Raw genomic sequence first — 23,864 nt, 5'->3', positions numbered from 1 at the left:
ATTAATCACAATCCCATTTAAAATTTGACACCTTATCATTCAAACCCAATTTTAAATTGTAATGCCACCATTCAGAATCAAATGAATTAAAACCACTTTCGATTAAAATTGTTTTTAATAATTTCCTATTATTTTTAATTTGTTTTGATACGTTCTTGTAATTATGACTCGCTTCTTTGCCAAAATGATCAAAGGAAGTTCCCATTTCTAATTCTTTTCCTGTACGATCGACTAAAGTAATGTCAACCGCTCCACCTCTATTGTGGATAGAACCTTTAGAGGGATTGGCTACATATATAGGATTTGAAACAATAGACCACATTTTTTTTTGAATATCTAAAGGACGATAGCAATCAAAAATTTTGATTCTATATCCCTTTTCAATGAATTTTTTATTGGCTTCAAGCAAAGACTCCACTGTTTTTAGTCTTAAATAACATTCCGCGCAATCGTACACTTTTGCTTTAAGAAAATTATCGGTAGTTGCGTACTTCATATCAAAAACAAAATCCTCACTATAATCCTTTAAATTGACAAAGGTAGTGTCGCTAACAAAATTGCTTTTCTCAAGAACACTTTCTGAAATAGTTTGGGATTTACAAGAAATTATCCCTAACATAAAACAAAAAATAAATAAAGATGTAGCCGTAGTATTCATGAGGAACTTTTTTTATAAAAATAGAAAAATTTTAACAAAGGAAAGCTATAGTTATAAAATGTTATATAAAAGTAAATTAAAAATGGACTAATCATTTATTAAAATGGGATTGAATATACTTTTAAGATATATGAATCCATTTTTTATCGCTATTCAGTTTAAAAGTTCCTATATGTTCTTTATTCCACTCTTGAGGACCTATTAATGATAGAAAATCAGATCCATCAATACTTTTATATAAATGGTAAATCTCTCCTACAACGGGTTCAAAAGAGAATTTGGAGTTATACACTAATTCGTTCCACTCAAATTCTTGAATTAAACTTTCATACTGAGATTTTAGTTCACTAAACTTAATCTCGAATTCCTTATTTACAGTAGTAATTCCTCTGCTTTTCCAAGAAACTAAATCATCTACTCTAATCGCGGGAGCACCAACACTTGTTCCGTAGGGCAATAGATTTGCATTGTATCCTTCGTTTTCTGAATAAACTATATTATCGGGTTTTTTATTTTCCATTGTCTTATTTAATCTAGCATATTAAATTTAGTGTTGCTTCTCTAATTCAAAGTGATTTATAAAATCACTGAACTTTTAAAATAGCATGCAAATATAAAATTTATTATTTTGTTTAACAATAAAAAATTAATGTTAAACAAAAATAAACTCAACAAAGTTAATTTAGCAGTTAAACCTTTTTGTAAAGCAATTAAATACCGTCATAATAATTAAGCAATATCAAATTATTTGATTTTAAAACAGCAAATAAGAAACATAAAGATAAAATAGATTTGCCACTAAAGGAAAAACACCCTATTTAAAATTAATTTACTTTGTTGATTATTCCGAAAATAAAAAAGGCAAATTAGTGTAATTAAAATAGTTGTAATTTATAAAAAAGGGCAAGCAACTCCTGAATAGAAGGAATTGTTTGCCATTTATATTTATGATGTAATTATATTTTTATTCTAACTAAATAATAAATTTTACCAGATAAGGTATTTGAATTTAGTTGACATCAATTTGTAATGTGCCATAAACTTATTAATCTAACATACATTTTTTTAAATTAATTTCATTAAGCCACCATTCCCCTTTCAAAAACCTCCACGAACTCTTTCATCTTGGCAATTATTCGATCACCAATCACTCTGGCTTGTAAAATACTTGGTCGGTTATCCAAACACTGAAAAACTTCATCTTTAATCGGTTCTCTACCGCTGTAAATGTAGGCATCAATTAAAGCTTTGAATTGCGCTTTGTCTAAATTTTCGTCTTCGCAGAGTTTTCCTAAGGCTAATACTTTTTGCTCCTGCCAGAATTTCTCAAATTCTTCTTCGATAGCATCACCGTCTTTAATTTTCGGCATGTTCTCATCAATGAATTTCTGAATCAATTCTCGTTTGCTTCTTAATTTAATGTCTCCGCCTAACAAATCGATAATGGCTTTTCGTTGGGCTTTGGCTTCCGAAGTATTGGCGCCTTTCATCTGTGAAAGTAATTTTAGAATATACGCCACTCCAATTTTATCACGATGAATCAACTCCAATTCAAAATCAATATCATCTAGAATAGACGTTTTATTGACTTTGTTGTCTTGCTTCACTTTTTCGTACAAGCCCAAATATTTACTTTTGTAATCTTCAAATTCTTGCTCGTCAATTGGTAAATCGTCCCAATCAAAATCAGTGTAAGATTGCAAGACATTCATAGTACGCATTAACTTTCGAAACGCTTGTACAAACAATGCTTCGGCATCTTCGTCTTTTAAGTCATTTACGCTTTCATAAGTGGGCGTAATTTCGCGTAAAGCTTTTAGAGCTTCATCAAATTTTTCTGCAATTTTTTCATAGCCTGGCAGCGTCACCACATCTACGGCATCTTTGTTCGAAAACAAAGTAATGGCATCGTCTGTGGCTTTTTTAAGATTTCTAAAAGCTAAAATATTTCCTTGCGACTTCTGTTCGCCTAACATTCTGTTTGTTCTGGAATAGGCTTGAATTAAACCGTGTTGCTTCAGGTTTTTATCGACATACAACGTGTTTACTTTTTTAGCATCAAAACCCGTAAGCATCATATTTACAACGATTACAATATCCAAGCGATCTTTCTCGTCATTAAAGTTTTTTCGCTCCCGATCTTTCAATCGTTTGCTAATATCTTTAAAATACGATTCAAATAACTTAGGATCTTTTGTGGTAAAACTTCCTTTGTACATTTGGTTGTAATGTTCAATATAGGTTTCTAATTTATCTCGGCTGTGCTTTGAGTTATAGCTGCTTTGCGGTTCTGCAGCGAGGTCATAATCCGATTCTTCTGGAAGGTAATCTTGGGCATCCTTCGAATCTTCGTTGGCACCATATGTAAAAATAGTAGCTATTCGTAAATCGTGTGCTCCCGCTTCTTTTTTCTGCTGAAAAAAATCATAATATTTTACGGCATTATCGATACTGCTTACCGTTAATAGCGCCGAATATTGTTTATTGAATGTTTTCTGATCGTGATAGGCAATAATATAATCGACAATTTTCTCAATGCGATTGGGAGAATCCATTACTTCTTGTTTGTCAATGTCCTCTACTTCGATATCAATAAAAGTAGAGAAACGATGCATCTTGTCTCTACTTTTGTTTTTGTATTTCCCTATATATTCTATTCCGAAACGCAATACGTTTTGATCGTGAATCGCATCGGTAATTACATATTTATGAAGGCAGTTTCCAAATAAATCTTTGGTGGTGCGTTTTCCTTTTTCGTTTTTTGAAGCGTTTTCGGCAAAAATAGGCGTTCCTGTAAAACCAATTAACTGACTTTTCTCGAAAAACTTAGTAATGCGTTCGTGGGTTTCCCCGAATTGAGAACGATGGCATTCATCAAAAATAAAAACGATCTTCTTATGTCGTAGCGGTTCTATACTATTTTTAAATCGGTCTGAAACGGCATTATTTAACTTTTGAATCGTAGTTAAAACCAGTTTTGTATTATCCGTAAGTTGTCGTACTAAGGATTGTGTATTATCAGTTACATCAACACTGTCTTTCTTGAAAGCGTTGAACTCGTTCATGGTTTGATAATCCAAATCTTTTCTATCTACTACGAAAACTACTTTGTGAACTTCGGGCAAATCCATTAAAATTTGACTGGCTTTGAACGAAGTCAAGGTTTTTCCGGAACCTGTAGTGTGCCAAATGTAAGCGTTGTCTTCAGAATTATTGACTTGTTTGATAATCGCTTCGGTAGCAAAATATTGGTACGGACGCAACACCATCATGACTTTGTGCGTTTCGTTGATGACGATATAATGCGCCACCATTTTACCTAAATGATTGGGATTTAAAAAAGCGTTTGCAAAAGGAATTAGTTCTCTAATATTTTTATTCGTTTCATCTGCCCAAAAGAAGGTTTGCTTGACGGATTGCAATTCGTTATTGGCCAAATACTTGGTTTCTATACCATTGCTAATCACAAAAAGTTGCACGTATTGAAACAAACTATGCGTACTCCAAAACGAATGCTTTTGATACCTATTAATTTGATTAAAAGCTTCTTTTATTTCAATTCCAGAACGTTTGAGTTCTATTTGTACCAAAGGCAAACCGTTTACCAAAAGCGTTACATCGAAACGGTTTTTGTAGCTTCCTTCTAAACTGATTTGGTTGGTTACTTGATATACATTAGCATTCCAATCTTCGCTATTAAAAAAACGAACATAAAACGAAGTCCCATCTTCTTTAGTCAATTGAAAACGATCGCGCAGCGTTTTGGCTTTTTCAAAAACATTGCCTTTTGCCAGATGATTTAAAACAGCATCAAATTCCTTTGCAGTAAAACTGGTTTTATTAAACAGTTCCAGTTGCTTTTTGAGATTATCAACTAAGGCATCTCCATCTTGAATTTTTACAGCTGCGTAGCCTAAACCAATTAATTGCTGGATTAGGTTGTTTTCCAATTTTGCTTCCGATTGATGTGCCATAGTTTTATTTATAAAATTTGTCTGCTGCCCATTTTGCAGGATTCTGTTCTATATAATTTTGTATTCTTTCAAATTCTAATGAATTTCGAATAATATGATCGTGAAAACGGGGTTGCCAACCAAAATTGGTATTTCCATTTGTTCTACTGTAGGTGGTAACGGCCGATTTGAATCCGCGAATAATGGATGCCAAATTTTTTGATTGTGGTCCAAATTTATTTGTTTTATCGGTAGAGACGCGATGCATCGCGTCTCTACGACGCGATTCAATTCGCGATTCAATTCCCGATTCAATTCCGGATTCAATTCCAGATATAATTTCCGATTCAATTCCCGTTGTAATTTCCAGTTCAGAATTAAATTCATTTTCCCCAATAATCAATATTCCGTGAAAATGATTGGGCATTACCACAAAATTGCCTAATTCTAAATTCATATCTGGTCGTAATTCAATTGTTTTCAGCCATTCTTGTTCTACCTTTTTTCCAATATCAGTCAATATCATTTCATTTTGTAGAGATGCATTGCAATGCGTCTCTACAATGCATTGCGCACGTACAATTTCGCCAAAAAAATGTTCCCTATTTTGGGTGCAGATGGTTACAAAATAAGAACCCATTGCACCATAATCCCAATTTTGCAATCGGGTGGATGGAATGCGGTATTTGTTTTGGTATTTGTTCATGATATTTTGTTGGTTTTGGTTTTGTTGGGTGTGTAGAGACGCGATGCATCGCGTCTCTACGTATTACCACCGACACGTATTGCGACCGAAACGCATTGCATTTTATACAAACAATTGTTGCAACAATCCTTTTTTCCAAACCTGCGTTTTTTCTATTTGTCCCTGACAATGGTTGATTTTTTCATCGATTGCCGATAGAAAATTGGCGATTTTGGTTTGTTCTTCGATTGATGGAATTTGAATTATAAATTTCGAAAATTCAGTTTTATTAATCAACGGTAATGTACTTGAACTTGGAGTTGATTTAATAAAATCTGTAATATTTAACAAACTATAATATATGAATTCGTTATCATAATATTCAAATGGAATAATAGAGTTAATTTGTTGATTTGTAATGCTTGGGTATATTGATATACTCATTTTTCCAATTGAAGCAATACAGGTGAACATTATACTTTTTGGAGGCAATATCTTTAACTTATCTGTTTTTTTTACTGTTCGAACTGAAGTATATTGATATTTTGAATCATCTATATCTGTTGGCGTAACAAATTGTATTTCTCCATCCCATAAATCTAAATTAGTGGTAGAAGGTGTTTTTCCAGTAATTATATTTCCAATTTCCCCCAACTTTTTCTCTTCCCAATCCGGAAAATCATTACCATTATCATCCTTAAATCGTAGTTGTTGCGTGAAAATTTGTTGCATGACGCCTTTTTTGTATTGCTCTAAAAGGATTTTCTTTTGTTTTAAGGCGGTTAATTTTTTATCGACTTCAGTTAGGAATGTGGCGATTTTGGTTTGTTCGGGAATGGAGGGAAATGGCAAAACTATAGAATTTAGTATTTCTTGTCCAATATTATATCTTGTACTTCCGCCAGATCTTGAAGTTATAGCGTCTCTAGATAAATTTGTTTTTAAAAGTTTATTAAGAAATATTGGCTCATATTCTCCAATTTTTTTCCCTCTAATAACAAAACCACCAAATGTAGAAGAAGTATCCTTGTCTAGGTAAACACAAGCTGTTCCAACTTCTTCTCTCGTTTCTGAACTTCTTTGAAAAAGAATATCTCCATAATTGACTGAAAACTTATCTGCAATACTTTGTTCTACATCAACACTTCCAATAATTTTATCATGAGTAATAAAATCATTGTTAAGAATATCCAATACATTAATAAACTTTACACCTCTTCCATATTGTTCTTTCGTAGCATTTATACCGTTTTTAAACTCTAATAAATCCCCTAATTTCTTCTCTTCCCATTCCCCTTCAAACCCAGGAAAACGCAATTGTGGTAGTAATTTTTCCATATTTAGCAGGGTTTTGCGTTAAGGATAGCAGTGGAAATCCTTTTTGTGGGCCTTCTTTTGCCCACAAAAAGATTGAAACGGATAGCCTGACCCGATAGGGAAACGCCCAAATTGTTATTTTGATTGTTATTCATCATTAAAATGGGGTTTTGATGTTCAATTCGGCACAAAAAGAGGCTATCGATTGATCGGTTTCTTCAATTTGTAAATCCAGTGCTTTTATTTCATTGGCAATGGCGTTAATATCAATGCTGTCTTCGGCCTCGAAGGTATCTACATAGCGCGGGATGTTTAGGTTGTAATCGTTTTCGGCTATTGATGTACAGACACGATGCGATGTGGAGACGCGATGCATCGCGTCTCTACCCCGATTGTCGATCGGGACGATTGCCGAATATTTGTCTTCTTCGGTGCGGTTTTTATAGGTATTTATAATTTTGTCAATGTGCTCGTCTAGCAATACATTTTGGGTTTTTACTTTATCAAAATGCTGGCTGGCATCTATAAATAAAACATCATTTGTATGCGTTCTATTTTTCTTGAATACCATGATGCAAGTCGGAATTGAGGTTCCGTAAAAAATATTTGCGGGCAAACCAATTACGGCATCGAGATAATTTTTGTCTTCAATCAAGTATTTCCGAATGTGACCTTCGGCGCCACCGCGAAACAAAACGCCGTGCGGTAAGACAATTGCCATGGTTCCGTTATCATCGAGTTGGTGAATCATGTGTTGTACAAAAGCAAAATCGGCTTTGCTACTGGGCGCCAATTTTCCGAAAGCAGAAAATCGGTCATCGGTCATAAACATTGGATTAGCACTCCAGTTTGCCGAAAAGGGCGGATTGGCCACAATGGCTTCAAAACGCTGATCCATATGTTGCGGACGCTCTAAAGTATCTTCGTTCTTGATGTCAAAACGTTTGTAATGTACGTCGTGCATAATCATGTTCATCCGACAAAGGTTGTAGGTGGTAGGATTCATTTCTTGTCCGTAAAAAGCGCTTACATCTTTGACTTCTTTGGCCACACGCAATAATAAAGAGCCCGAACCGCAAGTAGGATCGTAAACACTTTTTAGTTTGTCTTTTCCAACCGTTACCAATTGTGCCAAAACACTACTGACTTGTTGTGGTGTGTAAAATTCTCCTGCTTTTTTTCCTGCTCCACTGGCAAATTGACCTATGAGGTATTCGTAAGCATCGCCAAGAACATCGCTATCCACATTTTCGAGATCAAAATCAATTTCGTCCAAATGGTTTAGGACTTTTACGATCAATTCGTTTTTATCGCTTTCTGATTTCCCGAGTTTGTGAGAGGTTAAATCTAAGTCCGAAAATAAGTTTCCGAAATCTTCTTCGCTTTCTGATCCCATCGTACTTTGCTCAATGTGCGTGAGTACTTTGGCGAGATCACCCAGAATGAAATTATTTTTTCCGCCTGCGTTTCCTCTTTTTGCCAATTCAGAAAATAACTCTGAGGGTTCTAAGAAAAAGCCTAGTTTGTCAATGGCCAATTGTTTTACTTCTTGCATCAACAATGCTTCGTCAGCATGCCCGATGATGTCACCAAAAGTCAATCCGTCGGGTTGTAGTATTTGGTTGGCATACAGATCCATTTTTGTACTCAAGTACTTGTAGAAAATGAAACCAAGTATGTAATCTCTAAAATCGTCGGCATCCATTTTGCCACGCAGGGTGTTTGCAATGTTCCAGAGTTGTTGTTCTAATTTTTGTTTTTGTTCGGCTGCCATTTATGGTATTTATTCAATTTTATTTTAGAGTTCTAAGGTATCGTATTTTGAGTCTCCTTTTAGTCAGTTTATGAAATAAATAATTGTTTCACAATCAAAATAATATTGGAAATTCAATTTGCTAATATATTGAAAAAACAAGGTTAATACTTACGAAAAACCGCAAAGTAGTAACATTTTTTATAGTTTTTGAAACTGGAAGAATAAGTAGTGATCGTTGTTTGCAATTTGACTGCACTTTTGTGCAAAATTTGCATTTTTGATCGTGGTAGGAGGTAGAAAAAACAGCAAAAAAAAACCGATACTTGTAAAAGTATCGGTTTTTGTGAAGGCAGAAGGATTCGAACCTTTTAGTATTTAATTGATGTTAACAACTGTATTTATTAGCGTTAAGCATTATAAATAAAGAATGTTTATATTTGTTATTAGAACGCTTTTAAATCGAATAATAACAAAAACGGCAACGAAAACGGCAACGATATGAAATATACCTTTAAATTAAAAGAACCAAGCTCAACGAAAGAAACATTGATTTTATTTTGTTGTGAGTTCAAAGCGGAAAATAAAAGATTTGTCTTTTCAACTGGCGAAAACATACACCCGGATAATTGGGATGCAAAAAATAAGTTCCTTACTTCAAACGGCAAATACAAAGCAAAGAATTTTGAAACTTTAAAAATGCAGTTAAATAGGTATTCAGATTTATTTAATGAAACTGAAAGTTTGTACTTAAAGATCGGCGAAGATTTTACAAGTAAAATTTTAAGAAACGTTTTTGATAAAAAGTTTAAGGTTACTATAAAAGGAAAAAATATTTTTTTTGATGCTTATGATGTTTTTATGGAGGAAAAAAAAGCATCGCTACAATGGTCGGCTGGAACTGTTAAAAGATACAATAATTTAAAAAGCATATTAAAGGATTTTGAAACCACTAAAAAACACACTCTGACTTTTAGCAGAATTGATTTAAACTTTTACGGAAAGTTTGCGAGTTACTGCATGGAGGAAAGAAAACAAATTAATAACACCTATTTAAAAAATTTAGGTTTTTTTAAAACGTTTATGTTTTGGGCGGTTAAAAATACTTACACTTATAACAATATATTTGAAAGTTTTAACCATGACGATAACGGCAAATGTATAATTAAACCAACCTTAACAAAACAAATAGCCTTAACAATTGACGATCTTAATAATTTAATGCACCACGAATTTAAAACGGTTAAACTTGAAAAAGTAAGAGATATTTTTGTGTTTCAATGCGTTACTGGTATGCGTTTTGGAGAAATGGCAACGATTAAAAAAAGTAATGTTACAGATACGTACATAATTCTAAAAGAGGAGAAAGACGAAACTAAAGAACCTCGAGAAATTCCATTAACAAGTATTTCAAGATACATTTTAACAAAGTATGATTATCAATTACCATTAATTACGAACCAAAAACAAAATGAATATATCAAAGATGTATTTGAAGAAATGAAATATTCTAATGTAGTACAAAAAATAACTACTAAAGGAAAAGAAAATATAAAAGTTGATATGAATTTTTATGATCGTATAAGTACGCACACCGCACGCCGTACATTTATAACAATGATGAAAAGACAAGGCAAAAGCGATAAATTAATCGCTTCAATGACTGGACATACAGACATGAAAACCCTTAACAGTTATTACCAAGTTGATGCACCCGAAAAACAAGAAGCAATGGACGAGGTTTTTAATATTGAAATTCCAATGAAAAAAATAATATAATATGAAAGCATTAACGAACCAAGATTATTATAATATTTTAATTGAAGCAACTAAAGAAGCCTTTGAATCAATAGAATTAAAAGAGTTTCTTTATTCAAATGAAGCAATGGAAGACAATAAAGCAATTTTTATTTCTCAAGATTATATCGAACAAATAGGAATCAAAAAAAGCAATGATCTAATAGTAAACTCTCAAATTAACAAAAATATCGTTTTTAGTTTTTTAAGGTTTTTGGATAGGCAACAATTAATAATTAATAAAAGTTATTTAATTGAAAGAAACGATTTTTTCAAAAGATGTTTAGACGTTATAAATGTAAAATTAACAGAATTAGACAAAAATGAAAAAAATAGAGTTTTAAGAGGTTTAAGCGATATGGGAACACCTCCCGAAACTTTGGAGTTTTTGGAATATGTAAAGTTTCATATTAAAAATAGAGTATTACAACCTTGTGAAATACAAGAAATTCCAGCGATTAAAACAAAACTTAAAAAAAATAAACCAACTAAAACCCTTTTTGATTTTATCCATAATGTAGAAGACAAAGAAGCTTTTATACAGGATTTAAAAAATGAGTTTCCTAACGATAAAGGCAAAACAATCAAAGCAGTAATTAATATTTTAAAAGAATGGAAAATAATTATAATTATTGACAGGCAATTTAAAACCTTTTACGATTTATTACTAATCGAGTTTAACGGAACTATTGGAACTTATCCAAGTATTAATGATGCTGAAAAAAAGAGACCGTTTGACAAAATCTTTTTAGATCCAATAAAACAAAAACTTAATCCTTTGATAATCAAGCATAAGATAGAATAAACAACTTGTATAACTTGTATTTACTTGTATACAAGTTTATACAACTGAAAATCAAATAGTTACCTCTTATTTGTCCGTAGTTTTGATAATAATTAATAACCAAAAAAATTATCTTACTATGGACAATGTTATTTTAACACCTATTGCAGTTGAAAGCCTAATTGATAGGATTGCAACTAGAACTTTTGAACTACTTAACAAAAGTCAAACATTACAAAAAACAGAAAGTAAACTTTATTCTGTTAAGGAACTAGCCAAATACGCTGGCGTTTCTGAACTCTCAATAAGAAACTACATAAAAGAGGGTAAAATCAAAGCTAAACAAATTGGAAGACGAATCTTAATTGATGAAAAGCAATTTGAAGCGGGTTTAATCGAAGTTAAATCTCTAAAGTATAAAAGATAAAAGCGATTGTATTAAGCTATACAATCGCTCTCAAAACCTTATTAATTAAATGACACCGTAAAGTTATGGACTCAAACACCAAAAACACCCAATTACAAAACATATTCCACTATTTATTAAATCATACTGCAACGGCTTCAATGGTTTCAAAAAAATTAGGAATACCTCAAAAGAACATCACACGCTACAAAAAAGATTTAGAAAGAAAAGGATTAATCCGTGAGATTGAAAGAGAAAATTGTGAAATCACTGGCTTTAAAGCTTGGTATTTAACCACCAAACCCGATTTTGTCAACTCAAATAAAAACTTAGAATCAATCAGAAAACAGGAGCGTGAAAGCGAAGATTTTAGAGGTCACAATTATTCAAATTATATTTAATGGAAGCAAGTAAAAATTACAATATGATTGACTTTCCGAAATTAGTTAGTCTGTATTTAGAAGACAAAAAAGACGATTATAAAAATTTTCCTATTGATTTGTTTCCTCCACAAGTAAGTAATTACATGCTGGAATTAAGAGATAAAGTAGGCTGTAATCCTAATTATATGGCTGGTGCTTTTCTTAATGCTGGTTCAATTTGTATAGGTAGGTCAAAAGGTTTATATCTTAGAAATACTTGGAAAGAACACGCTGTATTTTGGGCTATAATTATTGGAGAACCAGGATCAAAAAAGACACCAAGTACAGCTCCATTTTTTGCACCGATTAAAAAAATACAATCTGATTTGTTGAAAGAATGGAAAGAAAAATTAAAAGCGCATAGCCCCGATGTAAGCGAAGAAAAACCGTCAGAGCCAACTATGTACGTAGGCGATGCAACAATCGAAGCCTACATACAAAAGCACTCTCAAAATTTACGTGGCGTGGCGATTATTATGGATGAAATTTCGGGATTAGTTGCTAATAGTGGAAAATACAATAAAGGTTCTGATATTGAAAAATACCTTTCTGCATTTTCTTATGCTGATATTTCATCTACTAGAAAAGGCGTGGGACAAAGTTCATCTCTTTTCAATCCGCAGCTATCTATTTTCGGAGGAATACAGCCAGCAATTTTAACAGGCTTAATGACTGATAGTTTAATTAATAATGGATTTTGGGACAGGTTTTTATTTATTAGTGGGAATTTCCAAACAGGAAAAATGACTTTAGAAGATGTTTCTACAAACGTATCAAATGACTACGACAGCTACATTAAAGGATTGTATGAGCTAGTTAGTGAAACGGAATTTATTAAAGAAAATGGAGATCTTAACGTGGATTATTACAAAATGAATCCTGAAGCGTCACGGGTTTGGTATGATTATAATTCAAAAATAGAAGATATGATAAATGATCATTCAGAATTATCTTCAAATATGAAAAGTGCTTATTCTAAATTATCAACTTATTTCGGTCGGTTTGTCCTTTTAATGCACATTTTAGATGACGTTTATAAATATCCGTTCCAACGTCTTAACGATTGCGAAGTAACGCCGCAAAGCGTTGAAAAAGCGATAAGGCTGGTTAAATATTTTATGTTTCAATATGAATTAATCAGTAAAGATGTTTCTGCTGAAAAAGAAGCTAAAAATATACTTTTTGAGAGTAGAGGAATGACCACCAAAGAAAAAGTATTGTTATTACATTCTAAAGCTCCAGAGATGAGCCAAAGAGTATTAGCAAAGCAATTGAAAATTTCACAAAGTTTAGTAAACAAATATTTAAAATAATTAGTGATTACCAGTAATCGATATATTAATCACTAAAAACCCTTGTTAAGTCAATGATAGCAAGGGTTAAGGTAAAAGTGATTACTAGTAATCAGTAATCACTTACTCTTTTTACCTTAATAAAATGAAAAACCCTTATAAATAATATTAATGTAAGAATAATAATGTTAATATATTATTATATTATATCGTATTTAGATAAAGACAAAGTGATTACTGATCACTTTGTAATCACTCTTAAGAAAAGCAATGATAGCACGGGTTTAGGAGGTTTTTTAGTGATTAAATTACTGATTACTAGTAATCACTCAAATTAATAACATTGGTATAGCGCACCACCATAACCAACGGACGCAAACAAATATTTATAAAATGAATACAACAAAAAAGATTGTCTTAAAATTTGACAAAAGAGAATTTGCACACGCTGAAGCAATTTTTAGCGAAAAAATCAGAGCAATTGAAAAAATTAAATTGATTGCTAAAACGGGTTTTGATTTGGATATTGAAGTGACTAATAGCAACTCATTAAAATCAAATGTATTTACAGCTATTGAAACAAAGTATAAGAAGCAAAATACTTTAAATCTTACTGGGGAGAAGTTAACGGAACTAATGCAAATAAATTTAGATCCGATTTTTGAAGCTGCTAAAAATTTTCACGGTTATGATGCTGTAAATTTAGATAATAAGCCAACAAAAGAGCAATTTACTATTTCAGTTGAAACAGATGCAGAAATGGAGCGTTATAATTTTGCTTTAAAATTGATTGACACATTAAAAGAACATATGATTTTTTCAAATAATCATTTTTCGCTTGGTCACTATTTAAACTTATTTCGTAATATTTTAATTCTTAATTTGGATATTAACCAATTAGAGCCGTTACCATCATTTGTGAAAGGAAACTAAAACAGTTTAAAATAGATTAATATGGCAAACACAACAGGTCTAAAATTTGGAGGTCGCACAAAGGGAAGTTTGAACAAAACCACCGCAGAAACAAAAGAACTATTGCAAAAAATAGTGAGTAAGGAAATTGATAATTTAGGCGAATTGCTGGAGCAACTAGATCCGCTGGAGCGTGTTAATGCAATTGCTAAATTTTTGCCTTTTATCGTAGCGAAACAAAGTGAAGTTTCTTTATTGGAACAAGAACCACCTCGAAAAATTATTATTAAGATACCACGACGCAATAATGAATAATTAAAAACTAAAGCCTTTCAGAAATGAGAGGTTTTTTTATGCTTAAAAAAGTTATCAACACACCTAAAAGGCAACGAAAACGGCAACTAAATATAAAAACCCTTGTAAATCAGATGTTTACAAGGGTTTTTGTGAAGGCAGAAGGATTCGAACCTTCGACCGCCTGCTTAGAAGGCAGGTGCTCTATCCAGCTGAGCTATGCCTCCATTTATCTTTTAAAACTTAAATGGAAAAAGTTTAATTAGTCGGGGTGGCAGGATTCGAACCTGCGGCCTCCTGCTCCCAAAGCAGGCGCGATAACCGAGCTACGCTACACCCCGAAAAAACAAAATCATAACAGCGGAGAGACAGGGACTCGAACCCTGGCACCGATCACTCGATGACAGTTTAGCAAACTGCTCCATTACCACTCTGGCACCTCTCCAAGCTCAAAGAAACGTGTCTTGTTTTGCGGTTGCAAACTTATGACTTCTTTACGTTACTCACAAGTATTTCGAGGCTTTTTTTTAATATTTTTTGACATTTTCACAAAAGCACTTCACAATCAAACATATAGAATAAAAATATTTTTTACAAAATATAATGTGAGCCTCAAAAATATGAAATTGTATAAAAAAGATTAAATTTGCTACATAAACCAACATTATGAAAGTCATGAACAAAAGAGTTGTTATCGTTTCTGCCGTTAGAACACCTATCGGAAGTTTTATGGGGGGATTATCTACAGTTACTGCTCCTAAATTAGGTGCTGCAGCTATAAAAGGCGCACTAGACAAAATCAAACTAGATCCAAATTTAGTTGATGAAGTATTTATGGGTAACGTCGTTCAAGCTGGAACCGGACAGGCTCCCGCTCGTCAAGCCGCTATATATGCAGGATTAAATGAATCTGTGGCCTGCACCACAATAAATAAAGTTTGTGCTTCAGGAATGAAAGCAGTAATGCTAGGTGCTCAAGCCATACAATGTGGCGATGCAGAAATTGTAGTTGCCGGAGGAATGGAAAACATGAGTTTGATTCCACATTATATGAACTTGCGATCAGGAACAAAGTTTGGTCCTGCAACTATGGTTGACGGAATGCAGAAAGATGGACTAACAGATGCTTACGACAACAGCGCAATGGGAGTTTGTGCTGACTTGTGCGCAACTGAATACAAATTTACCCGTGAAGATCAAGATAACTTCGCAATTCAATCGTATGAGCGTAGTGCAAAAGCTTGGGAAGCTGGAAAATTTGACAATGAAATTGTACCGGTTGCTGTTCCACAAAGAAAAGGAGACCCAATCATGGTTTCTAAAGACGAAGAGTTTACTAATGTTAAATTAGATAAAATCCCTTCTTTAAACCCAGTTTTTACTAAAGACGGTACTGTTACAGCAGCAAATGCATCTACAATAAATGATGGTGCAGCAGCTATAATCTTAATGAGTGAAGAAAAAGCACTAGCTTTAGGTCTTAAGCCATTAGCCTATATCAAAGGATATGCAGACGCAGCACAAGAGCCAAAATGGTTTACCACTAGTCCAGCTAAAGCATTACCTAAGGCATTAGACAAAGCAGGTATTTCTATAGATGCTGTTGATTATTTTGAGTTTAATGAAGCCTTTGCAGTTGTTGGGTTAGCAAATGCTAAAATTCTAGGTTTATCCAATGACAAAGTAAACGTAAACGGTGGAGCTGTATCTTTAGGTCACCCGTTAGGTTGCTCTGGAGTTCGAATTATCGTTACTTTATTAAATGTTTTAGAACAAAACAACGCCAAAGTTGGTGCTGCAGCCATTTGTAATGGTGGTGGTGGTGCTTCAGCTATTGTAATTGAAAGAATCTAAATAAATATAACTGATGGGTTAGGATACAATTAGTTTCTAACCCATCATATTTAACTCCTAATTAAGCATAAATGTTTGGAATTTGTAATCTAGCAATCATCCCACTTCGGTTAGAACCTAGTGATAGAAGCGAAATTGTCTCTCAAGTTTTATTTGGAGAACATTTTGAAATTGTAGAACAACAGAACCAATGGACTCGTGTTAGACTACAATATGACGCTTACGAAGGCTGGATCGATTTTAAACAAATGCAATTGATTTCAGAAGATAGTTATAAAAAACTTTCGGACGAAAAAATCATATTGAATGGTGACTTGATCGAATACATCACTACTCCATCCAATTTATTAATTCCAATTCCTTTAGGTTCTTCTTTGTCTTTTTTAAATTACGATGAGATTAATACCTCTAATTTTGATTTTGAAGGAGTGCGAACTAGCGGAATAAAAGACAAATCACTTTTAATAGATACTGCTTTTCTGTATTTAAACGCCCCTTATCTTTGGGGAGGAAAAACACCCTTTGGGATAGACTGTTCGGGCTTTACGCAAATGGTTTACAAATTAAATGGTTATAAATTATTGCGTGATGCATCACAACAATCTACACAAGGAGAACCATTAAGTTTTATTGAAGAAAGTGAAGCAGGAGATTTAGCTTTCTTTGATAATGAGGAGGGAAACATTATTCATGTAGGAATCATCATGGAAGACAACTACATCATCCATGCAAGCGGAAAAATCAGAATTGATCGTTTGGATCATTTAGGAATTTTTAATGCAGAGACTAACAAACACACTCATAAATTAAGAGTGATCAAAAAAATTATTTAATATTTAGTAATTAAATATTTAAAAAAAAAAAAACGGTTTGAAATATTTCAAACCGTTTTTTTTTATAACAATAAATAAAGATTACATTTTAGCTTTTAATGCTTTTGACTCAGCAGTCATTTCTAAAGCACTATACACATTCAATAATGTTTTTGCAACGTCTTTATTAGCCGGATCTAATTCGTATGCTTTTTTAAGAGAAGGAATCACACTTTTAAAAATGTTATCTCTTTTTATTTTTAACTCATCATAGCGCTTCATATCTTTTGTAGAAGTACCTAACTTGTTCATTTCATCAATAATAACTTTTTCACCTTCCAGTTTCAAAGCAGCAAGATTGATATAAGCATTGATGTAATCAGGTTTAATTTCGATAGCTTTTAAATAATATTTTTCGGCATCTACTTTATTCCCTGCATTTCCGCTAATAACACCTAAGTTAAATGTTAAATCTGCATCATTAGGATTTTTAGCCAATACCTCACCTATTAATTTTTTGTAAGTTTCAAAATCTTTAGTTTCTAAATACAAATTAGCTTCAGTCAATACTAATGAAGTATCATCAGGATTGGCAAGTCTTGCTTCAGAAATTGCTTTTTTAGCTTCGGCAGTTTTACCATTTTCAACTAAAATTAAAGCCATGTTTTTATAGATCTCTCCTCTTTTAGAAGCAATAACTTCTGTTCTAGGCTTTTCGTGAGTCCCTAATTTTACCGCTAAATCTCTTTCTTTTTCATTATTAAAAAAATCTTCGGCATTTGTTAATTTGCTTATTGCATAAAAACCTTTTCCTTTACCCGAATAATTTAATTTTTTTAATGTTTGATACAAATCTAATGCCTTATCATATTCTTTTGCATTAACATAAGTAGAAGCAGCATAATATAAATTAATAGTATCTTTTTTGTCTAACAAATAAGCATCATATAATTTCTTTGCGCTTTCTGAATGTTTATCTACTTTAGAATCTGCAATAGCAGCATTAATTAATCGAAACTTAATGTCTGTAATTGAAGATGCTGCTTGAGCAGAAAACTTTGCTTTACCAGATTCATTCTCTACTTCTATTAAATCATTGTATGCAGCAGCTGCAATACTTAAATTTTTATCTGTATCGATTTTTTTATTAGCTAATTCTAAAAAAGTATTCCCTTTTACAAAGAAATATTGTGCTTTTTCAGTATCAACTGCATTGGTGATTAAGTACTCAACATCTTTTAATATGGTAGCAGCTTCTTGAACTTCTCCTTTTTTCAATGCTTTTTCAGCCGCTTTTATTTGATCTTTTTGAGCAAAAGTAGCTACTGATATCAATAACGCTGATGCTAATACTACATATTTACTTTTCATAACATTCTTTTATTTAATAATTATTCTTAATTTAACTATGCTTCATCGTCAGAATCCTCTTCTTCAGAATCGTCTTCCAATTCTTCTTCGTTTTCAGAATCATCGTCTTCTTCTTCAGAAACTTCTTCTTCAAGCACTTCCATTACTGGTTTTACTCTTTCGATAGCTTCTGTTTCAATTACATTTCCATCTTCATCAACTACAACTTCAGCCACATCATCTTTCATCACTTTTGTAACTGCCGCGATTGAATCTTTACCTTTCAAGTTAATCAACTTAACACCTTGAGTTGCACGACCCATCACACGTAAATCCTCAATTGCCATTCTAATGGTTAGACCCGATTTATTAATAATCATTAAATCATCAGCATCTGTAACCGCATTAATAGAGATCAGCTTACCCGTTTTCTCGGTAATATTTAAGGTTTTAACCCCTTTACCTCCACGGTTTGTAATTCGGTAAACATCTTCCCCATCTTCAACTAATTTAGTACGTTTTCCGTATCCGTTCTCGGTTACCACTAAAATTTGAGAATCATTAATGTTTTCTTTATCTACAGTAACCATACCAATTACTTCATCGGTATCATCTTTTAATGTAATTCCACGAACTCCAGAAGCAGTTCTACCCATTGGGCGCGTTTTAGTTTCTTCAAAACGAACTAATTTACCTGATTTTACAGCTAGTATAATTTGGCTTTCACCATTGGTTAATTTAGCTTCAAGCAACTCATCTCCTTCTTTAATCGTTATAGCTGCAACACCATTAACTCTAGGTTTAGAGTATTTCTCTAAAGAAGTTTTCTTAACCTGACCTTTTTTGGTCACCATAATAAGGTTATGACTATTGATATAATCTTTGTCTTTTAAATCTTGTGTACAAATAAAAGCTTTTACTTTATCGTCACTTTCTATATTAACCAAGTTTTGAATCGCTCTTCCTTTAGCTGTTTTACTTCCCTCAGGAATTTCATACACACGCATCCAGAAACATTTTCCTTTCTGAGTAAAGAACATCATGTATTGATGATTGGTCGCTACAAACATATGCTCTAAGAAATCTTGATCTCTTGTACCAGCACTTTTTTGTCCTACTCCACCTCTATTTTGAGTTTTATATTCCGTTAGGTTAGTACGTTTGATATACCCTGCGTGAGAAATAGTAATTACTACATTTTCATCGGCAATTAAATCTTCGATACTTACATCTCCACCAGAATACTCAATTTTAGAACGGCGTTCGTCTCCGTATTTTTCACGAATTTCTTCCAACTCTTCTTTAATCAAAGCAGTTCTAAGATTAACATCTTCTAATAAAGCTTTTAAGTGCGCTATTAATTTCATTAACTCTTCATACTCTGCTCTTAACTTGTCTTGTTCCAGACCTGTTAATTGACGCAAACGCATTTCTACAATAGCACGCGCTTGAATATCTGATAATTTAAATCTTTCGATTAATTTTTCACGAGCTTCTTCGGTATTTTTCGAGCCTCTAATTAAAGCGATTACTTCATCAATATTATCAGAAGCAATAATTAAACCTTCTAAAATATGCGCTCTTTCTTCGGCTTTACGCAATTCAAAACGCGTTCTTCTTACCACTACATCATGGCGGTGTTCTACAAAATAGTGAATCATTTCTTTTAGATTCAACATTTGCGGACGTCCTTTTACCAATGCAATATTATTAACACTAAATGAAGACTGTAGCTGAGTGTATTTATAAAGCGTATTTAAAACTACGTTTGGCGTTGCATCGCGTTTTAAGATGTAAACGATACGCATACCATTTCTATCTGATTCATCACGAATATTGGCAATTCCGTCAATTTTTTTATCATTAACCAAATCAGCAGTACGTTTGATCATGTCTGCTTTATTAACTTGGTAAGGAATCTCGGTAACAATAATACATTCTCTACCATCTACTTCTTCAAAACCAACTTTAGCACGCATTACAACACGTCCTCTACCAGTTTTAAAAGCTTCACGAACACCATCATAACCGTATATTACTCCTCCTGTAGGAAAATCAGGAGCTTTAATATGGTGCATCAATTCATCGATTTCGATATCATTGTTGTCCATAAATGCCAAAGTACCATTGATCACTTCTGTTAAGTTGTGTGGAGGCATATTGGTGGCCATACCTACAGCAATTCCTGTTGCTCCATTAATTAATAACGTAGGAACACGTGTTGGCATTACTTTTGGCTCATATAAAGTATCATCAAAGTTCAATTGAAAGTCAACTGTTTCTTTTTCGATGTCAGCCATAATTTCTTCCGAAATTTTACGCATTCTTGCTTCTGTATAACGCATTGCTGCTGGACTATCTCCATCTACAGAACCAAAGTTACCTTGACCATCTACTAATAAATAACGCAAACTCCACTCCTGAGCCATACGAACCATGGCATCATAAACTGAAGTGTCACCATGTGGGTGATACTTACCTAAAACTTCACCGACAATTCTGGCGGATTTTTTATGGGCTTTATTTGAAAACACTCCTAAATCATACATTCCATAAAGAACTCTTCGATGTACTGGTTTCAAACCATCTCTAACATCTGGAAGTGCTCTTGATACGATTACTGACATCGAGTAATCGATGTAAGCTGATTTCATTTCATCTTCTATGTTAATAGGAATTAACTTTTCTCCTTCAGACATAAGTTGTTATATTAAAAAATTATATTAGTTTCAAAACGTGCCAATATACACCTTTTTGAAATTTTTTAGCTACTTTTAGACTACTTATTTCAATGATTTATTAACAACACCAATAATCATTTTAGTTAATAATTTAAGGGAAATTTAACGTTGAAATTATTATATTTTTTGTCTATTAGCTGACACGAGCAGTTATGGGAATAGTTTTTGTTTTCCAAACACTAATTCACTAAATTTACGATAGCAAATATATATTATGGATGATAATTTTTCACCAAGAGTAAAAGACGTTATTACCTACAGCAAAGAGGAAGCACTACGATTAGGTCATGACTTTATAGGCACCGAACATTTAATGCTAGGTATTCTAAGAGACGGAAATGGAAAAGCAATTCAAATATTAAACAATCTACATGTTGACTTGGAACACCTGCGCAGAAAAGTAGAAATTCTGAGCCCTGCCAGTTTAACTTTAGAGATTAATATTGAGAAAAAGAACTTGCACCTAACCCGTCAAGCAGAACGAGCATTAAAAACTACTTTCCTAGAAGCCAAAGTTTTTCAAAGCTCTTCTATTAGTACAGCACATTTATTATTGTGCATTTTAAGAAACGAAAACGATCCAACAACCAAGCTATTGAATAAACTAAAAATTGATTATGATATAGCTAAAGAACAGTATATAAATATGACTCCAAACGAAGAAGATTTTTTAGAAAATTTACCCCGAAACGAATCTTATAATGACGATTCAGGACAAGATGACAGTCTAAAAGAAGGCACTTTTAACAACCCCGCCAATAAATCAAACAAAAAATCCAAAACTCCAGTTTTAGATAATTTTGGGAGAGATTTAACAGAAATGGCTGAGGAAGGAAAACTCGATCCTGTAGTAGGAAGAGAAAAAGAAATTGAACGTGTTTCTCAAATTTTGAGTCGTCGTAAAAAAAACAACCCGTTACTAATAGGAGAACCAGGAGTTGGTAAATCAGCTATTGCTGAAGGTTTAGCATTAAGGATCATCCAGAAAAAAGTATCTCGTACATTGTTCAACAAACGCGTCGTTACATTAGATCTTGCTAGTCTTGTTGCCGGAACCAAATACCGAGGACAGTTTGAAGAACGTATGAAAGCGGTAATGAATGAACTAGAAAAAAATGATGATATTATTCTTTTTATAGATGAAATTCATACGATTGTTGGTGCTGGTGGCGCAACAGGTTCTTTGGACGCCTCCAATATGTTTAAACCTGCATTAGCACGTGGAGAAATTCAGTGTATTGGTGCTACAACATTAGATGAATACCGTCAATATATTGAAAAAGACGGTGCATTAGAAAGACGTTTTCAAAAGATAATTGTAGAACCAACATCAGTTGAAGAAACAATTACAATTTTGAATAACATTAAAAACAAATACGAAGATCATCACAATGTTACTTATACGCAAGAAGCGATTGAGGCTTGTGTAAAATTGACAGATAGATATATGTCAGAGCGCTTTTTGCCAGACAAGGCGATTGATGCCTTAGACGAAGCAGGGTCAAGAGTTCACATCACTAATATTGAAGTTCCAAAACAAATTTTAGATTTGGAACGTCAATTAGAAGACGTACGTGAATTGAAAAATGTGGTTGTCAAAAAACAAAAATATGAAGAAGCGGCTAAGCTTCGTGACGATGAAAAACGCATCGAAAAAGATTTAGCCGTTGCTCAGGAACAATGGGAAGAAGACGCTAAAAATAACCGAATTGAAGTAACGGAAGATAATGTTGCCGATGTAGTCTCAATGATGAGTGGTATTCCTGTGAATCGAATTGCACAAACAGAAAGTAATAAACTAGCAAAATTGCCAGAACTTATTGAAGGAAAAGTTATTGGTCAAAAAGAAGCGGTAATGAAAATTGCTCGTTCTATTCAGCGTAATCGTGCTGGTTTAAAAGATCCTAACAAACCTATTGGTTCCTTTATTTTCTTAGGACAAACGGGTGTTGGTAAAACACAATTAGCAAAAGTATTAGCTAAAGAATTGTTCGACTCTGAAGATGCATTGATTCGTATTGACATGAGTGAATACATGGAGAAATTTGCCATCTCTAGATTAGTTGGAGCGCCTCCAGGATACGTAGGTTATGAAGAAGGTGGGCAATTGACAGAGAAAGTTCGTAGAAAACCTTATTGTGTAGTATTATTAGATGAGATTGAAAAAGCACATCCAGATGTTTTCAATATGCTTTTACAAGTACTAGATGATGGTTATTTGACCGACAGTTTAGGTCGAAAAATTGATTTTAAAAATACTATAATTATCATGACTTCAAATGTTGGAGCCAGACAATTAAAAGATTTTGGACAAGGTGTTGGTTTTGGAACCGCTGCTAAAGTGGCTCAGGCTGATGATAATTCGAAAAGTATTATTGAAAATGCATTGAAGAAAACTTTTGCTCCAGAATTCTTAAATAGAATTGATGATGTAATTGTATTTAATGCTTTAGAAAAACATGATATTGATTTGATTATCGAAATCGAATTGAAAAAATTGTATGCTCGTGTGGCTGAATTAGGTTATCAATTAAATCTTTCTGATAAAGCAAAAGCTTTTATCGCTGATAAAGGTTTTGATAGACAATTTGGCGCTAGACCGTTAAAAAGAGCGATTCAGAAATACGTTGAAGATGCACTTGCTGAAGAAATAATTACTTCAAAAATTGCCTCTGGAGACGAAATATTTATGGATATTGAAGAAGGAGCTCAAGAACTAACCGTGCAAGTTCACAAAGCAGGCGAAGCAACTAATCTTTAATTTTAGATACTAATAAATACTATAAACCCGTTACGTTTTAATAACCTAACGGGTTTATTCTTTATGTTAAATA

At 33.0% G+C, this 23,864-nt stretch carries 18 protein-coding genes and 3 tRNA genes; 10 read left to right on the top strand and 11 right to left on the bottom strand.

The features are described from left to right. Position 1: 1 nt before the first annotated feature. From H2650_RS08335 to H2650_RS08310, 6 genes are all read right to left on the bottom strand, one after another. Positions 2–658 carry a M15 family metallopeptidase gene (locus H2650_RS08335; RefSeq protein WP_188050351.1) on the bottom strand — a complete coding sequence of 219 codons (657 nt, stop codon included), beginning with the start codon at positions 656–658 and terminating at the stop codon, positions 2–4. A gap of 121 nt (positions 659–779) precedes the next feature. Beyond that, positions 780–1,178: a DUF2452 domain-containing protein gene (locus H2650_RS08330; protein ID WP_188050350.1), complete on the bottom strand. Its 399-nt coding sequence runs from the start codon at positions 1,176–1,178 to the stop codon at positions 780–782. Positions 1,179–1,737: 559 nt separating this feature from the next. Beyond that, entirely contained in the window at positions 1,738–4,632 is a 2,895-nt protein-coding gene (locus H2650_RS08325) for a type I restriction endonuclease subunit R (RefSeq protein WP_188050349.1), read from the bottom strand. 4 nt (positions 4,633–4,636) lie between these two features. Beyond that, positions 4,637–5,317, bottom strand: coding sequence for a transposase (locus H2650_RS08320; protein WP_188050348.1), 681 nt, complete (start codon positions 5,315–5,317; stop codon positions 4,637–4,639). 102 nt (positions 5,318–5,419) lie between these two features. After that, positions 5,420–6,634: a restriction endonuclease subunit S gene (locus H2650_RS08315; protein WP_188050347.1), complete on the bottom strand. Its 1,215-nt coding sequence runs from the start codon at positions 6,632–6,634 to the stop codon at positions 5,420–5,422. A 136-nt stretch (positions 6,635–6,770) separates the two neighbouring features. Continuing rightward, on the bottom strand, positions 6,771–8,387 hold the full coding sequence (locus tag H2650_RS08310; RefSeq protein WP_188050346.1) for a type I restriction-modification system subunit M: 1,617 nt from the start codon (positions 8,385–8,387) through the stop codon (positions 6,771–6,773). Positions 8,388–8,867: 480 nt separating this feature from the next. Here H2650_RS08310 and H2650_RS08305 point away from each other — a divergent pair, with 480 nt between their 5' ends. The 7 genes from H2650_RS08305 (at position 8,868) to H2650_RS08275 (ending at position 14,294) form a co-directional block, all read left to right on the top strand. Beyond that, positions 8,868–10,145 (top strand): tyrosine-type recombinase/integrase, encoded by a 1,278-nt coding sequence (locus tag H2650_RS08305; protein WP_188050345.1) that lies wholly within the window; start codon positions 8,868–8,870, stop codon positions 10,143–10,145. A 1-nt stretch (position 10,146) separates the two neighbouring features. Next, positions 10,147–10,968, top strand: a complete 822-nt coding sequence (locus tag H2650_RS08300; RefSeq protein ID WP_188050344.1) for a hypothetical protein — start codon at positions 10,147–10,149, stop codon at positions 10,966–10,968. Positions 10,969–11,086: 118 nt separating this feature from the next. After that, entirely contained in the window at positions 11,087–11,374 is a 288-nt protein-coding gene (locus H2650_RS08295) for a helix-turn-helix domain-containing protein (RefSeq protein WP_188050343.1), read from the top strand. 65 nt (positions 11,375–11,439) lie between these two features. Continuing rightward, positions 11,440–11,754 carry a hypothetical protein gene (locus H2650_RS08290; protein ID WP_188050342.1) on the top strand — a complete coding sequence of 105 codons (315 nt, stop codon included), beginning with the start codon at positions 11,440–11,442 and terminating at the stop codon, positions 11,752–11,754. Beyond that, complete coding sequence (locus H2650_RS08285) at positions 11,754–13,088, top strand: DUF3987 domain-containing protein (RefSeq protein WP_188050341.1); 1,335 nt, start codon at positions 11,754–11,756, stop codon at positions 13,086–13,088. The genes H2650_RS08290 and H2650_RS08285 overlap by 1 nt, the downstream gene beginning before the upstream one ends. A gap of 372 nt (positions 13,089–13,460) precedes the next feature. Beyond that, positions 13,461–14,000, top strand: coding sequence for a hypothetical protein (locus H2650_RS08280; protein WP_188050340.1), 540 nt, complete (start codon positions 13,461–13,463; stop codon positions 13,998–14,000). A 21-nt stretch (positions 14,001–14,021) separates the two neighbouring features. Next, positions 14,022–14,294, top strand: a complete 273-nt coding sequence (locus H2650_RS08275; RefSeq protein WP_188050339.1) for a hypothetical protein — start codon at positions 14,022–14,024, stop codon at positions 14,292–14,294. A 132-nt stretch (positions 14,295–14,426) separates the two neighbouring features. On the opposite strand, the gene H2650_RS08270 is transcribed toward H2650_RS08275, so the two are convergent. From H2650_RS08270 to H2650_RS08260, 3 genes are all read right to left on the bottom strand, one after another. After that, a tRNA-Arg gene (locus tag H2650_RS08270) sits at positions 14,427–14,500 on the bottom strand. A gap of 39 nt (positions 14,501–14,539) precedes the next feature. Further along, positions 14,540–14,614: transfer RNA gene (locus H2650_RS08265), tRNA-Pro, on the bottom strand. A gap of 20 nt (positions 14,615–14,634) precedes the next feature. Continuing rightward, positions 14,635–14,718 (bottom strand) — tRNA-Ser (locus tag H2650_RS08260). A gap of 230 nt (positions 14,719–14,948) precedes the next feature. On the opposite strand from H2650_RS08260, the gene H2650_RS08255 reads away from it, so the two are divergent. Together H2650_RS08255 and H2650_RS08250 are read left to right on the top strand one after the other, a co-directional pair. After that, on the top strand, positions 14,949–16,127 hold the full coding sequence (locus H2650_RS08255; protein WP_188050585.1) for an acetyl-CoA C-acyltransferase: 1,179 nt from the start codon (positions 14,949–14,951) through the stop codon (positions 16,125–16,127). A gap of 71 nt (positions 16,128–16,198) precedes the next feature. Further along, positions 16,199–16,960 (top strand): C40 family peptidase, encoded by a 762-nt coding sequence (locus H2650_RS08250; protein ID WP_188050338.1) that lies wholly within the window; start codon positions 16,199–16,201, stop codon positions 16,958–16,960. Between the two features lie 81 nt (positions 16,961–17,041). Here the strand turns inward: H2650_RS08250 and H2650_RS08245 are convergent, their stop codons facing one another. Together H2650_RS08245 and gyrA are read right to left on the bottom strand one after the other, a co-directional pair. Beyond that, complete coding sequence (locus H2650_RS08245; RefSeq protein WP_188050337.1) at positions 17,042–18,310, bottom strand: tetratricopeptide repeat protein; 1,269 nt, start codon at positions 18,308–18,310, stop codon at positions 17,042–17,044. 35 nt (positions 18,311–18,345) lie between these two features. Beyond that, positions 18,346–20,988, bottom strand: a complete 2,643-nt coding sequence (gene gyrA / locus H2650_RS08240) for a DNA gyrase subunit A (RefSeq protein ID WP_188050336.1) — start codon at positions 20,986–20,988, stop codon at positions 18,346–18,348. A gap of 256 nt (positions 20,989–21,244) precedes the next feature. Here gyrA and H2650_RS08235 point away from each other — a divergent pair, with 256 nt between their 5' ends. Continuing rightward, the gene (locus H2650_RS08235) at positions 21,245–23,791 is read left to right on the top strand and encodes an ATP-dependent Clp protease ATP-binding subunit (protein ID WP_188050335.1); all 2,547 of its coding nucleotides are present in this window, start codon (positions 21,245–21,247) and stop codon (positions 23,789–23,791) included. The last annotated feature ends 73 nt before the right edge of the window (positions 23,792–23,864 follow it).

This window comes from Flavobacterium sp. GP15, from assembly GCF_014281985.1.
GTDB lineage: Bacteria > Bacteroidota > Bacteroidia > Flavobacteriales > Flavobacteriaceae > Flavobacterium > Flavobacterium pygoscelis.
The sequence above is the reverse complement of the archived record's forward strand: the minus strand, read 5'-3'. Positions and strand labels throughout refer to the sequence as shown.

Excerpts from the sequence above, each read along its gene's own strand:
- H2650_RS08245 (WP_188050337.1), bottom strand. The coding sequence starts at position 18,310 with ATGAAAAGTAAATATGTAGTATTAGCATCAGCGTTATTGATATCAGTA.
- H2650_RS08320 (WP_188050348.1), bottom strand. The coding sequence starts at position 5,317 with ATGAACAAATACCAAAACAAATACCGCATTCCATCCACCCGATTGCAA.
- H2650_RS08295 (WP_188050343.1), top strand. The coding sequence starts at position 11,087 with ATGGACAATGTTATTTTAACACCTATTGCAGTTGAAAGCCTAATTGAT.
- H2650_RS08285 (WP_188050341.1), top strand. The coding sequence starts at position 11,754 with ATGGAAGCAAGTAAAAATTACAATATGATTGACTTTCCGAAATTAGTT.
- H2650_RS08305 (WP_188050345.1), top strand. The coding sequence starts at position 8,868 with ATGAAATATACCTTTAAATTAAAAGAACCAAGCTCAACGAAAGAAACA.
- H2650_RS08280 (WP_188050340.1), top strand. The coding sequence starts at position 13,461 with ATGAATACAACAAAAAAGATTGTCTTAAAATTTGACAAAAGAGAATTT.
- H2650_RS08325 (WP_188050349.1), bottom strand. The coding sequence starts at position 4,632 with ATGGCACATCAATCGGAAGCAAAATTGGAAAACAACCTAATCCAGCAA.
- H2650_RS08315 (WP_188050347.1), bottom strand. The coding sequence starts at position 6,634 with ATGGAAAAATTACTACCACAATTGCGTTTTCCTGGGTTTGAAGGGGAA.
- H2650_RS08255 (WP_188050585.1), top strand. The coding sequence starts at position 14,949 with ATGAACAAAAGAGTTGTTATCGTTTCTGCCGTTAGAACACCTATCGGA.
- gyrA (WP_188050336.1), bottom strand. The coding sequence starts at position 20,988 with ATGTCTGAAGGAGAAAAGTTAATTCCTATTAACATAGAAGATGAAATG.
- H2650_RS08310 (WP_188050346.1), bottom strand. The coding sequence starts at position 8,387 with ATGGCAGCCGAACAAAAACAAAAATTAGAACAACAACTCTGGAACATT.
- H2650_RS08235 (WP_188050335.1), top strand. The coding sequence starts at position 21,245 with ATGGATGATAATTTTTCACCAAGAGTAAAAGACGTTATTACCTACAGC.
- H2650_RS08275 (WP_188050339.1), top strand. The coding sequence starts at position 14,022 with ATGGCAAACACAACAGGTCTAAAATTTGGAGGTCGCACAAAGGGAAGT.
- H2650_RS08330 (WP_188050350.1), bottom strand. The coding sequence starts at position 1,178 with ATGGAAAATAAAAAACCCGATAATATAGTTTATTCAGAAAACGAAGGA.
- H2650_RS08250 (WP_188050338.1), top strand. The coding sequence starts at position 16,199 with ATGTTTGGAATTTGTAATCTAGCAATCATCCCACTTCGGTTAGAACCT.
- H2650_RS08300 (WP_188050344.1), top strand. The coding sequence starts at position 10,147 with ATGAAAGCATTAACGAACCAAGATTATTATAATATTTTAATTGAAGCA.
- H2650_RS08335 (WP_188050351.1), bottom strand. The coding sequence starts at position 658 with ATGAATACTACGGCTACATCTTTATTTATTTTTTGTTTTATGTTAGGG.
- H2650_RS08290 (WP_188050342.1), top strand. The coding sequence starts at position 11,440 with ATGGACTCAAACACCAAAAACACCCAATTACAAAACATATTCCACTAT.